Origin of the sequence: Pseudocitrobacter sp. RIT415 (assembly GCF_003057695.2) — a bacterium.
Classification (GTDB): Bacteria; Pseudomonadota; Gammaproteobacteria; order Enterobacterales; family Enterobacteriaceae; genus Pseudocitrobacter; species Pseudocitrobacter faecalis.
The window spans coordinates 151,509-165,288 of sequence record NZ_QBJC02000008.1 but is presented as its reverse complement, the minus strand read 5'-3'; the positions used below and the strand labels follow the sequence as shown (position 1 = coordinate 165,288).

Here is a 13,780-nt window from a genome sequence, read left to right as displayed (position 1 = left end):
GCATTTCCGGATTCTTACACAACCACTGGATCGTTCAACCGATCCTTAACTGATCGGCATTACACCTTCAGCGTGCCGGTTTTTTTATGTCTGGAATTCGCCTTCCCACTTTTTTGCAAGCCGCTGCAACCCTGTAAATTCACTGGAAAGCGCCTCGTAGAAACGCAATCAGCCTCTCGCAACCTCTCTTCAGTTTTCCGATACTCCCGCCATGAACAGACAAACGGGTTACACCCTGATTGAAACATTGGTTGCGGTCTCGCTGGTTATCATCCTTAGCGCGGGTGGGCTATACGGCTGGCAAAGCTGGCAGCAGCAACAGCGGCTATGGCAAACCGCGACGCAGCTGCGGGATTACCTGCTATTTCTGCGTAATGACGCTAACTGGCATAACCGTGACCGAATGATTAAAGCCCACTACGCTGATACGCGCTGGTGTCTGGTGGCAGATGACACTGTGGTGGAGGGCTGCCCACCGGCAAACCCGCGGGTTTTTCTGCCGCCATGGGGCGAGGTGCAACTGGCGAGTATCACACCTTCTCTGGGCTTTTTCGGGCTACGTAATACAGCGTGGGCCGGGAGCATCTCCATTCAGAACGCGGGCGGACACTGGGCAGTGATTCTCTCAAGCTTTGGGCGAATAAGGTTGTGTGAGAGTGAAGGGGGTGATGAGTGCCAGTGATCATGCGCGGTTTTTCGCTGCCGGAAGTGCTGATTTCGATGGCTATCAGCAGCGTATTGCTGCTGGGAGCGTCACGTTTTCTACCCGCATTGCAGCGTGGAATTTTACATCAAACTCGCCAGCAGGCGCTGGAAGACGAGGTCTGGCAGCGGCTGTACACGGTGGCGAAGCATCTTCAACGCGCCGGATACTGCAACGGTGAGTGTCAGGGCGAGCCACTGGAACTTGCGCAGCAGGGGCGGTGCGTCATTATTCGCTGGGATGGTAATAGCGACGGTATCTGGCAGGCATCACCGATGACCGATGCCGACAGTATCGGGTTCCGCCTGCAAAAGGGCGTGCTGGAAACCTTACGCGGCGCGTCGGGCTGCGAGGGAAAAGGGTGGGACAAAATGACCGATCCGGCGACGGTCACCATCACGCAATTTCAGGTTACGCGTCATAACAGCGCGGGGTTTCCACCGGAGTTAACGGTCGCGCTAAGTGCATCTGGTATCAATGGCGCGGGTAACATCAATGCGCTGTATAGCGTGACGGGGTACAGCCTGTGAATCGCGAACGGGGGGCATCGTCACTGGCGCTGGTTCTGTTACTGCTGGTGTTAGGCAGCTTGATGTTACAGGGGCTTAATCAGACCCAGCGTCGGCAAGTCGCGATGGTGAATAATGAAACGCTGGCCCTGCGCGATACGGCGCGGGCGCACTCCGCACTGCAGTGGGGGAAAACCGTGCCGTGGAATAGGACGATGGCTGTGCAGTGCCGGGCAGGTAGCGACGCCAGCCGCGTGTGTCTGCGACGGCTTAATGATGACGCCATATTGCTGATGGCGGAGAGTAACGGCATTCAGCTTTGGCAGTCCGGCACGCTGCAGGATAACAGCGTTGTGTTTTCACCTCACGGCTGGAGCGATTTTTGCCCCTTACAGGAGAAGGCCCTGTGTCAGATACCTTAACCAAAATGCGCGGCTTTAGCCTGCCGGAAGTGCTCCTGGCGATGCTGCTGATGGTCAGCGTCATTACGGCGTTGGGCGGATATTATCGTAGTCTGGCGCTGGGCAACCATCAGCTTAACCAGTATCGCCAGCTTTGGCGCTATGCATGGCTGCAAACCCAGCGGCAGGTACAACCCATGCCGGAAGGCTGGAGTAGCCAGCGCGTGCAGACAACAAGCCAACGTTGTGTCAGCATCAATGTTACTATTACCACCCCGCTGGGTAAGCAAGGTCACATGACGCGGCTGCATTGCCCCGTCAATCTGTAGTCAGGAGCGAATATGTTACGGGTCTACCACTCCAACCGTCTGGACGTGCTGGAAGCATTAATGGAGTTCATTGTTGAGCAGCAGCGGCTCGATGACCCATTCGAGTCTGAAATGGTGCTGGTGCAAAGCACCGGGATGGCGCAATGGCTACAGATGACCCTGTCGCAACGCTTTGGTATTGCGGCGAATATCGACTTCCCGCTCCCAGCCAGCTTTATCTGGGATATGTTTACCCGCGTGCTGCCGGATATTCCCGGCGAAAGCGCCTTTAACAAGCAGAGCATGAGCTGGAAGCTGATGACTCTGCTGCCACAAATGCTGGATGACGACGCATTTACCCCGCTGCGTCACTATCTGCACGATGATGCCGACAAGCGCAAACTGTTCCAGCTTGCCTCACGGGTAGCGGATCTCTACGACCAGTATCTGGTGTATCGCCCGCAGTGGCTAACCAACTGGGAAAACGACACGCTGGTGGATGGACTCGGCGAGGCGCAACTGTGGCAGGCACCGTTGTGGAAAGCGCTGGTGGCGCACACCAAAGCGCTTGGCCAGCCGCTCTGGCACCGTGCCAATCTCTATCAACGTTTTATCGATATCCTTGAACAAAGCGAAACGCGCCCGGAAGGCCTGCCTTCGCGCGTGTTTATCTGCGGTATTTCGGCGTTGCCGCCGGTATATCTCCACGCTCTTCAGGCGCTGGGCAAGCACATTGATATCTACGTGCTGTTCACTAACCCTTGCCGTTACTACTGGGGCGATATTCAGGATCCGGCGTTTCTGGCGCGTTTGCAGGCGCGCCAGCGTCGTCACTTCCGTGAAGAACGCGAGTTGCCGCTGTTTCGTGACGCGGATGCCGCGCCGGGCTTGTTTAACGACGACGGCGAGCAGAATGTTACCAACCCGATGCTGGCCTCCTGGGGCAAGCTGGGGCGCGATTATATTTACCTGCTTGCTGGCCTTGAGCGTTATCAGGAGCTGGAAGCGTTTGTTGATATCGAACCGGATAACCTGCTGCACAATCTGCAGCATGACGTTCTGGAATTAAAAAATTCCGCCATCGCCGGGCGCACGGCGCAAGAGTTTGCCCACAGCGGCGCCAAACGCGTGTTGAAGCCCGACGATCGCAGCCTGACGGTACACGTCTGCCACAGCCCGCAGCGTGAAGTGGAAATATTGCACGATCGCCTGCTGGCGATGCTGGAAGCAGATCCGACGCTAACGCCGCGCGATATCATTGTGATGGTAGCGGACATCGACAGCTACAGCCCGTTTATTCAGGCGGTGTTTGGCAGCGCCACCGGCGAGCGCTATCTGCCGTATGCGATTTCCGACCGTCGCGCGCGTCAGGCTCACCCGGCGATGCAGGCCTTTATCACGCTACTCTCGCTGCCCGATAGCCGCTTTGTGAGCGAAGACGTGCTGGCGCTGCTGGACGTACCCGTGCTGGCCGCCCGCTTCAACATTGATGAAGAGGGGCTGCGTTACCTGCGTCAGTGGGTTAATGAGTCTGGTATTCGCTGGGGGCTTGATGACGATAACGTTCGAGAACTCGACCTTCCTGCTACCGGGCAACATACCTGGCGCTTTGGCCTGACGCGCATGCTGCTCGGCTACGCGATGGAAAGCCAGCAGGGCGAGTGGCAATCGGTCTTACCCTATGATGAGTCCAGCGGTCTGATTGCTGAGCTGGTGGGGCATCTGGCATCGCTATTAATGCAGCTTAACCACTGGCGACAGGGCTTATCCCAGGATCGTCCATTGGAAGAGTGGCTACCCGTATGCCGCGATATGCTCAACGACTTCTTCCTGCCGGATCAGGATACGGAAGCCGCGCTGGCGCTGATTGAGCAGCAGTGGCAGGCGATTATTGCCCAGGGTACGCAGTCTCAATACGAGGGTATGGTCCCGCTTTCACTGCTGCGCGACGAGCTGGCGTCCCGGCTCGATCAGGAGCGTATCAGCCAGCGTTTCCTTGCGGGGCCGGTGAACATCTGTACCCTGATGCCGATGCGTTCAATACCGTTCAAAGTGGTGTGCCTGCTGGGCATGAATGATGGTGTGTATCCACGCGCGCTACCGCCGCTGGGATTCGATTTGATGAGCCAGAAACCGGTACGAGGCGACCGCAGCCGTCGTGATGACGACCGCTATCTGTTCCTCGAAGCGCTGATGTCCGCTGGGCAGACGCTCTACATCAGCTATATTGGCCGCTCCATTCAGGATAACAGCGAACGTTACCCGTCCGTGCTGGTACAGGAACTGCTGGATTACATTGGCCAAAGCCATTGTCTGGAAGGCGATGAAGCGCTGAACTGCGACGAAAGCGATAAGCGCGTGAAAGCGCATATCATGCACCAGCACACGCGAATGCCGTTTGATCCGGAGAACTTCACCGCCAATGAGCGGCAAAGCTACGCCCGCGAATGGCTGGCAGCGGCGAGTCAGCAGGGCGAGGCCCATTCGCCTTTTATTCAGCCACTTGCGCCGCTCGATATCACGCATCTGCCGCTGGAGCAGCTTCAGCGTTTCTGGCAGCACCCGGTACGCGCCTTCTTCCAGATGCGCTTACAGGTGAATTTCCGTTCCGAAGAGAGTGAGATCCCGGATACCGAACCGTTTACCCTGGAAGGGTTAACCCGTTATCAGCTCAATCAACAGCTACTGAATACGCTGATTGAAGAGCAGGACGCCGGGCTGATGTACCGCCGTTATCGGGCGGCGGGTACGCTGCCTTATGGCCCTTACGGTGAAATCGCCTGGGAGGTGCAGCGTCAGGAAATGGAGGCGCTGGCCTCGCGCGTTATCGAGCTACGCGAGCCTGCGCAAAGCATGGAAATCGACCTTGAGTGTGCAGGCGTTAACATTACCGGCTGGCTGGCGCAAGTACAGTCGAACGGATTGTTGCGCTGGCGCCCATCTTTGCTCAGCGTTTCACAGGGAATGCAACTTTGGCTGGAACACCTTGTCTATTGTGCCAGTGGCGGAACCGGCGAGAGCCGTCTGCTGCTGCGCAAAGAGGGGGAGTGGCGCTTCCCGCCGCTGTCGACCACGGAAGCGCACGGTTATCTCGCGGAGCTGGTTGAAGGTTACCGACTTGGCATGATGCAACCGTTGTTGTTCTTGCCTGAAAGCGGCGGTGCCTGGCTTAAAGCCTGCTTCGACGCTGAAAGCAATGCCCTTCTGATGGACGATGAAACGCAGCAAAAAGCGCGAAGCAAGTTCCTTCAGGCGTATGAAGGGAATATGGTAGTGAGTGGTGAAGGGAGTGATATATGGTACCAACGCCTGTGGCGTACGCTCGAAAATGAGCAATATGAAGCCATTATCGAACAGACGCAGCGCTACCTGTTGCCCGTTTTTCGTTATCACCAGTCATAATGGCTGTATAAAAATTGCGCAATTAAAACCCTTCGTTTACTATGCGCAAGAAGTCACGGACTGATGCGCATACGATACACCGGCTGACACGTTCAGCCGCCGGTTTGTTAATGATGAGGTCCGTGAATGCCCCGTAGTATCTGGTTGAGTGTTGTTGTTTTGATTACCGCCCTTTGGGCACCTATTAGTCAGGCAGACACCGGATGGCAACCCATACAGGAAACCATCCGCAAAAGTGAAAAAGATCCTCGTCATTATCAGGCTATCAAGCTCGATAACGGCATGGTGGTGCTGCTGGTTTCCGATCCTCAGGCGGTGAAATCCTTGTCGGCGCTGGTTGTACCGGTGGGCTCATTGCAGGATCCCGATGTTCATCCTGGCCTCGCGCACTTCCTCGAACATATGACGCTGATGGGCTCGAAGATGTATCCGCAGCCTGACAGCCTCGCTGAATATCTGAAAATGCACGGTGGCAGCCACAACGCCAGTACCGCGCCTTACCGTACGGCTTTTTATCTGGAAGTTGAGAATGATGCGCTGCAGGGCGCGGTTGACCGCCTTGCCGACGCGATAGCATCACCCAAACTGGATAAAAAATACGTCGAGCGCGAACGTAATGCGGTGAACGCCGAGCTGACCATGGCCCGCTCGCGCGACGGTATGCGCATGGCGCAGGTGAGCGCCGAAACCATTAACCCGGCGCACCCCGGTTCGCGCTTCTCCGGCGGTAACCTTGAAACGCTGAGCGACAAGCCCGGCAGCCCGGTGCATCAGGCGCTGCTCGCCTTCCGCGATCAATACTACTCTGCCAATCTGATGAAAGCGGTTATCTACAGCAATAAACCGTTGCCGGAGCTGGCGCAGATGGCGGCGCAAACCTATGGTCGCGTGCCCAACAAATCCATTACCGTGCCGCAAATTGATGTGCCCGTGGTGACCGACGCGCAAAAGGGCGTATTGATTCACTACGTCCCGGCGCTGCCGCGTAAAGTGCTGCGCGTGGAATTTCGTATCGACAACAACACTGCCCAGTTCCGTAGCAAAACCGACGAGCTGGTGACCTACATGATTGGCAACCGTAGCCCGGGCACACTGTCCGACTGGCTGCAAAATCAGGGGCTGGTGGAAGGCATTCGCGCCGACTCTGACCCGGTGGTGAACGGCAACAGTGGCGTACTGGCGATTTCCGCGACCTTAACCGATAAGGGCCTCGCGCATCGCGATGAGGTTGTGGCGGCTATCTTTAGCTATCTCAATCTGTTACGGGAAAAAGGCATCGATAAGCGTTACTTCGATGAGCTGGCGCACGTGCTGGATCTCGACTTCCGTTATCCGTCAATCAACCGCGATATGGGCTATGTCGAATGGCTGGCGGACACCATGATCCGCGTGCCGGTCCAGCATACGCTGGATGCGGTGAATATCGCCGACCAGTTTGATGAACAAGCGGTAAAAGCACGGCTGGCGATGATGACCCCGCAGAATGCGCGCGTCTGGTATATCAGCGAGAAAGAGCCGCATAACAAAACGGCCTACTTCGTGAATGCGCCTTATCAGGTCGACAAAATCAGCGCGCAGACGTTTACCGAGTGGCAGCAAAAAGCCGAAACGATCTCGCTGAAGCTGCCGGAGCTGAACCCCTATATTCCGGATGATTTCACTCTGATTAAGCCGGAAAAAAGCTATACGCACCCTGAACTTATCATTGATGAGCCAACGCTGCGTCTGGTGTATATGCCGAGCCACTACTTTGCCAGCGAACCGAAGGCCGATGTCACGCTGATTCTGCGGAATCCGAAAGCGATGGACAGCGCCCGTAATCAGGTGATGTTCGCGCTCAATGATTATCTGGCGGGGATCTCGCTCGACCAGCTCAGCAATCAGGCGGCGGTGGGGGGCATCAGCTTCTCGACCGGCGCAAATAATGGCCTGATGCTGAACGCTAACGGGTATACCCAGCGTTTGCCGCAGCTGTTTGATGCGCTGTTGCAGGGCTATTTCAGCTATCAGACAACGGAAGAACAGCTGGCACAGGCGAAATCCTGGTACGCACAGATGATGGATTCCGCCGATAAAGGCAAAGCCTACGAACAGGCGATTATGCCGGTGCAGATGCTTTCTCAGGTGCCGTACTTCCAGCGTGAAGAGCGCCGGGCATTGCTGTCGTCCATTACTCTGCAAGAGGTAATGGCTTATCGCGATCGCCTGAAAACCAACGCCCGCCCGGAATTTATGGTGATTGGTAATCTGAGCAAAGAGGCCTCCAGCACGCTGGCGCACAATATCCAGGCGCAGCTTGGCGCAAAGGGCACCGAATGGTGTCGCAATAAAGACGTGCTGATTGATAAAAAACAGTCAGCCATGTTTGAAAAAGCCAGCCCCAGCACTGATTCTGCACTGGCGGCGGTATTTGCACCGATCAATGCCGATGAGGCCAGCACATCCGCGACCAGCGCTGTCCTGGCACAAATTGTCCAGCCGTGGTTCTACACACAACTGCGTACGGAAGAGCAACTGGGTTACGCGGTATTTGCCTTCTCGATGAATGTAGGCCGTCAGTGGGGTATGGGCTTCCTGCTGCAAAGCAGTGATAAACAGCCAGCCTTCCTGTGGGAGCGATTTAAGGCCTTCTTCCCGATGGCGGAAGCGAAGCTGCGCGCCATGAAACCGGAAGAGTTCGCGCAAATTCAGCAGGCGGTGATTGCGCAAATGGTGCAGGCCCCGCAAACCCTGAGCGAAGAAGCGTCACAGCTCAGTAAAGATTTCGACAGGGGTAATATGGCGTTCGATTCACGTGATAAAGTAGTGGCCCAGATTAAGTTACTGACGCCGCTTAAAGTTGCCGACTTTTTCCATCAAACGGTGGTTGAGCCGCAGGGCATGACCGTACTGTCGCAGGTTTCCGGTAGTGATAACGGAAAACAGGACTATGCGCATCCTGAAGGCTGGAAAGTATGGCAAAGCATCAGTGAATTGCAGCAAACCTTACCGTTGAGACGAGAGAACGAATGACCGATACCGCCGAGTCCCTTGATCCCCTGCGCTTGCCCCTGTATGGCGAGCGCCTGATTGAAGCCTCTGCGGGCACCGGAAAAACCTTCACCATCGCCGCACTCTATCTGCGGCTCTTATTAGGCCTGGGCGAAAGCGCTGCTTTCCCCCGGCCCGTCAACGTCGAAGAACTGCTGGTAGTGACCTTCACCGAAGCGGCGACAGAAGAGCTTCGCGGGCGTATCCGCAGCAACATTCACGAGCTGCGTATCGCTTGTCTGCGCTACAACCCCAATGAACCCGAAACCACCGTTGACCCGCTGTACGCTCGGTTGCTGGATGAAATCGCTGATAAACAGCAGGCCGCGGAAGTGCTGCTGCTGGCCGAGCGGCAGATGGACGATGCGGCGGTCTTTACCATTCACGGCTTCTGTCAACGCATGCTCAGCCTCAACGCTTTTGAGTCGGGCATGCTGTTTGAACAACAGCTCATTGAAGATGAATCTCAGCTTCGCTACCAGGCCTGTGCCGATTTCTGGCGACGTCACTGCTACCCATTGAAGCGCGAAATTGCGCAGGTGATTTTTGACACCTGGAAAGGGCCGCAGGATCTCCTGAAATCCATCGACCGCTACTTACAGGGCGAAGCGCCAACCATCAAACGTCCGCCGGATGGCAGCGAGACGCTGGCGTCGCGGCACGAAAAAATCGTCGCCCACATTGATGCGGTTAAACGCCAGTGGCTGGCGGCGGTGAGCGAACTGAATGATGTGCTGGAAAACTCCGGCATTGACCGGCGCAAATTTAATCGCGGCAACCAGGGCAAATGGATTGATAAAGTCAGCGCCTGGGCGAGCGAAGAAACACGCGGTTATCAGCTTCCGGATGCGCTGGAAAAATTCTCGCAGGCCTTTTTAGCCGAACGCACCAAAGCAGGCGGTGAGGTGCCGACGCACCCGCTGTTCAGCGCCATTGAGGCACTGCTTGCCGCACCGCTCAGCCTGAACGACCTGGTGATCACTCAGGCGATGGTGGAAATTCGCGAAGCGGTGGCGCAGGAGAAACGCCGCCGCGGCGAACTGGGTTTTGATGACATGCTCAGCCGCCTGGACACCGCGCTGCAAAGCGAAAGCGGCGACGCGCTGGCAGCGGCGATTCGTCAGCGTTTCCCGGTAGCAATGATTGATGAATTCCAGGATACCGACCCACAGCAATACCGCATTTTCCGCCGTATCTGGCGACAGCAACCGGACACCGCGCTGCTGCTGATTGGCGACCCGAAGCAGGCCATTTACGCGTTTCGCGGTGCGGATATTTTTACCTATATGCGCGCGCGCAGCGACGTGGCGGCGCACTATACGCTGGACACCAACTGGCGTTCTGCGCCGGGCGTGGTGGCAAGCGTCAACAAGCTTTTTTCCACGGTTGATAACCCGTTCATGTTCCGCGATATCCCTTTTTTGCCGGTAAAATCCGCCGCCAAAAACCAGTCGCTGAAATTTGAAATTAATGGCGAAACGCAACCCGCCATGAATTTCTGCCTGATGCCGGGGCAGGGCGTTGGCGCGGGCGATTATCAGGCCTTTATGGCGCGCCAGTGCGCGGCGCAAATTCGCGACTGGCTGACCGGGGGGCAACGGGGCACGGCGCTGTTGTGGCGCGGCGAAAAAGCCCGTCCGGTACAGGCATCTGACATCACGGTGCTGGTGCGTAATCGTCAGGAAGCATCATTGATTCGCGATGCGCTTAATGCGCTGGCGATCCCTTCGGTTTATCTCTCCAACCGTGACAGCGTGTTTGAAACACCAGAAGCGCAGGAGTTGCTTTGGGTACTGCAAGCGGCGTTAAGCCCCGAACGTGAAACCACGCTGCGCAGCGCGCTGGCGACGGCGATGTTTGGCCTGAACGCGCAGGACATTGAGCGCCTGAATCAGGATGAAAATGCCTGGGATGCGCTGGTGGAAGAGTTCAGCCAGTACCGCGATATCTGGCAAAAGCGCGGCGTGATGCCGATGCTCCGCGCCCTGATGAGCGCGCGAAACATCGCTGAAAACCTGCTGGCGACCCACGGCGGCGAGCGCCGTTTGACCGACATTCTGCATTTAAGCGAACTGTTACAGGAAGCGGCGACACAGCTTGAAAGTGAGCACGCGCTGGTGCGCTGGCTGAATCAACAAATCGCCGAGCCCAACACTAACGCCTCGAATCAACAGATGCGTCTGGAGAGCGACAAGCACCTGGTGCAAATCGTCACCATTCACAAATCGAAAGGGCTGGAGTATCCGCTGGTCTGGCTGCCGTTTATCGCCCGTTTCCGCAAACAGGATCAGGCGTTTTATCACGATCGCGAATCCTTCTCGGCTGTGCTGGATCTCCAGCAGGGCGAGGAAAGCCTGGAACTGGCGGAAGCGGAGCGGCTGGCGGAAGATTTACGCCTGCTCTATGTGGCGCTAACCCGCGCTGTCTGGCACTGTAGCCTGGGTATGGCGCCGCTGACTTCGCGTCGCAGCGACAAAGCGACCGAAACCGATATCCACCACAGTGCGCCGGGACGATTGCTGCAAAAAGGTGAGCAGCTTGACGCCGCCGGGCTGGAAGCCGCACTGCGCGCGCTGTGTGATGAACATATTGCGCTGACGATTGCCTGTGAACCCGACGACACCCGCTGGCAGGCGTTACAACCAGAGGTGCCAGAACTGACGGCGCGTCAGGTGATGCGGCGTATGGTTGATGACTGGCGCGTGACCAGTTATTCCGGCCTGCAGCAGCGCGGCCATAGCGTGGCACAGGATCTGCTGCCGCGTCTGGATATCGACGCTGCAGGCGTGGGGGAGGCGATGGAAGAGGAGGCGCTCACGCCGCATCACTTCCCGCGCGGCGCATCGCCAGGTACCTTCCTGCACAGCCTGTTTGAAGAGCTCGATTTTACGCAGCCGGTTGAAGCCGAATGGATGCGTGAAAAATTGCTACTTAACGGTTTTGAAGAGCACTGGGAACCGGTGCTGACGCGCTGGATTTCCCAGGTGCTGGCAACGCCGCTCACGCCGGAAGGCGTGGCGTTAAATCAGCTTGATGCACGGCAAAAACAGGTGGAGATGGAGTTCTATCTTCCTATCGAAAAACCGCTCGACCCGGTAGCGCTGGATGCCGTGGTGCGCCGTTATGACCCGCTTTCGGAAGGCTGCCCGCCCCTTGATTTCCGTCAGGTGCGCGGGATGCTGAAGGGCTTTATTGACCTGGTGTTCCGCCACAACGGGCGCTATTACCTGCTCGACTATAAATCGAACTGGCTGGGCGCAAACAGCGACGCTTATACCCAACAAGCGATGGCGCAGGCGATGCAGTCGCACCGCTACGATTTGCAGTATCAGCTCTATACGCTGGCGTTGCACCGCTATCTTCGACACCGCCTGGCCGATTACGACTATGAGCAACACTTTGGCGGCGTGATTTACCTGTTCCTGCGCGGCGTGGATGGCGAACCGGGCCAGCAGGGGATTTTCAGCACGCGTCCCCAATTCGAACTGGTTGATGCAATGGATGCCCTGTTTGCCGGGCAGACGCAGGAGATGGCATCGTGAGCCTGGAAAATTTATTGATTGAAGCCACCGAGTTGAAACTGCTGCGCCCGCTGGATGTGCAGTTTGCGCTGACTATCGCCCGTAATGAGAATCCCGCCGTCATGCTGGCGGCGGCGATTCTGAGTCGCGACGCTGGAGAGGGGCACGTTTGCCTGCCGCTCAGCCATTTGCAGCAAGCGCCAACGCTGAATGGACGAGCAAAAGTATTGTGGACGCAACTGCTGGACGCGGTCGAAATACCCGAAGACTGGGCGGCCATGCTGCTGGCCTCTCAGGCGGTAAGCCAGGGCGAGCGCCCGACGCCGTTGATTCTTTGCGGTGATCGTCTCTATTTGAACCGCATGTGGGGCAATGAACGTAACGTCGCACGTTTCTTCCGCGATGCGCAGCTTGCGGAGAACATTGACGAATCGCTGATTGCCGAGGCGCTCTCCGATCTTTTCCCGCCATCTGACCGCGTTGACTGGCAAAAAGTCGCTGCCGCTGTGGCGCTCACCCGACGTATTTCGGTGATCTCAGGCGGGCCTGGCACCGGGAAAACCACGACAGTGGCAAAACTGCTGGCGGCGCTGGTGCGCATTGCAGGCGAGAATAAATGCCGTATTCGCCTGGCCGCACCGACCGGGAAAGCCGCGGCCCGACTGACAGAATCGCTGGGCGCTGCGCTGCGCAAATTGCCGCTGAGCGAAAGTCAGAAAGCGATGCTGCCAACCGATGCCAGCACGCTGCATCGTCTGTTAGGCGCGCAGCCGGGCAGCCAGCGTATGCGCTATCACGCCGGAAACCCGCTGCATCTGGATGTGCTGGTGGTGGACGAAGCCTCAATGATTGACCTGCCAATGATGGCGCGCCTGGTTGACGCGCTGCCACATCACGGACGGGTGATTTTCCTTGGCGACCGTGACCAGTTGGCCTCCGTGGAAGCCGGTGCGGTGCTGGGCGATATCTGCGCGTGGGTTAACAGCGGCTATACGCCAGCGCGCGCGCTACAGCTCAGCCGTCTAACGGGTACACCTGTGCCAGAAGGTGAGGGAGAGGCGGCGGGCGCATTGCGTGACAGTCTCTGTCTGCTCCGTACCAGCTACCGTTTCGGCAGTGATTCCGGAATCGGGCAACTGGCGCGCGCGGTGAATCAGGGCGATCGCGCGGGCGTACGTGATGTGTTTGCGCACGGCTTTTCTGATATTGAACTGAAATCCCTGCGCACCAGCGATGAGTATGAAGCGATGCTCGACGATGCGCGGGCGGGCTATGGACGCTATCTGCAATGTCTGCGTCAGCAGGCTGAGCCGGCTGAAATTTTGCAGGCCTTTGGTGAATATCAGCTTCTGTGCGCTTTGCGCGAAGGGCCGTGGGGTGTCAGCGGGTTGAATCAACAGCTGGAGTTATCGCTGGCCCGTCATCGTATGATTGTGCCGCAGCGGCATTCTCGCTGGTATGAAGGGCGTCCGGTAATGATTGCCCGAAACGACAGTGCGCTGGGGCTGTTTAACGGTGACATTGGCGTGGCGCTCGATCGCGGACAGGGGCTGCGCGTCTGGTTCCCGATGCCGGATGGAACCATTAAATCGGTGCAGCCGAGCCGTTTGCCCGAGCACGATACGGCATGGGCGATGACGGTGCATAAATCCCAGGGCTCTGAATTTGACCATGCCGCGCTGGTCTTGCCAACGCAGCCCGTGCCGATTGTGACGCGGGAACTGGTGTATACGGCGATTACGCGTGCGAAATCACGCTTGTCGATGTATGCCGATGCGGCGTTGTTAGGGCAGGCGATTGTCGCCAGAACCGAGCGTCGCAGCGGGCTGGCCGCGATTTTCGCCGAGGATTAACGGGGTTGTCGGATGCGGCCTCGCCTTATCCGACCTGCGTTATGATGTTTTGT

At 57.4% G+C, this 13,780-nt stretch carries 8 protein-coding genes; all 8 read left to right on the top strand.

From position 1 onward, the window contains the following. Positions 1–211: 211 nt before the first annotated feature. The 8 genes from DBY68_RS10885 (at position 212) to recD (ending at position 13,727) form a co-directional block, all read left to right on the top strand. Positions 212–682 carry a prepilin peptidase-dependent protein gene (locus tag DBY68_RS10885; RefSeq protein ID WP_108477179.1) on the top strand — a complete coding sequence of 157 codons (471 nt, stop codon included), beginning with the start codon at positions 212–214 and terminating at the stop codon, positions 680–682. Further along, entirely contained in the window at positions 673–1,233 is a 561-nt protein-coding gene (locus DBY68_RS10880) for a prepilin peptidase-dependent protein (RefSeq protein ID WP_108477178.1), read from the top strand. Before DBY68_RS10885 ends, DBY68_RS10880 begins: the two co-directional genes overlap by 10 nt. Further along, complete coding sequence (locus DBY68_RS10875) at positions 1,230–1,634, top strand: DUF2509 family protein (protein WP_108477177.1); 405 nt, start codon at positions 1,230–1,232, stop codon at positions 1,632–1,634. Before DBY68_RS10880 ends, DBY68_RS10875 begins: the two co-directional genes overlap by 4 nt. After that, positions 1,619–1,942 carry a prepilin-type N-terminal cleavage/methylation domain-containing protein gene (locus tag DBY68_RS10870; RefSeq protein WP_108477176.1) on the top strand — a complete coding sequence of 108 codons (324 nt, stop codon included), beginning with the start codon at positions 1,619–1,621 and terminating at the stop codon, positions 1,940–1,942. The genes DBY68_RS10875 and DBY68_RS10870 overlap by 16 nt, the downstream gene beginning before the upstream one ends. A gap of 12 nt (positions 1,943–1,954) precedes the next feature. Further along, the gene (recC, locus tag DBY68_RS10865) at positions 1,955–5,323 is read left to right on the top strand and encodes an exodeoxyribonuclease V subunit gamma (protein WP_108477175.1); all 3,369 of its coding nucleotides are present in this window, start codon (positions 1,955–1,957) and stop codon (positions 5,321–5,323) included. A 126-nt stretch (positions 5,324–5,449) separates the two neighbouring features. After that, entirely contained in the window at positions 5,450–8,335 is a 2,886-nt protein-coding gene (gene ptrA / locus DBY68_RS10860; protein WP_108477174.1) for a pitrilysin, read from the top strand. Continuing rightward, positions 8,332–11,895 (top strand): exodeoxyribonuclease V subunit beta, encoded by a 3,564-nt coding sequence (gene recB / locus DBY68_RS10855; RefSeq protein WP_108477173.1) that lies wholly within the window; start codon positions 8,332–8,334, stop codon positions 11,893–11,895. The genes ptrA and recB overlap by 4 nt, the downstream gene beginning before the upstream one ends. Continuing rightward, the gene (gene recD / locus DBY68_RS10850) at positions 11,892–13,727 is read left to right on the top strand and encodes an exodeoxyribonuclease V subunit alpha (RefSeq protein ID WP_108477172.1); all 1,836 of its coding nucleotides are present in this window, start codon (positions 11,892–11,894) and stop codon (positions 13,725–13,727) included. The genes recB and recD overlap by 4 nt, the downstream gene beginning before the upstream one ends. Positions 13,728–13,780 lie beyond the last annotated feature (53 nt).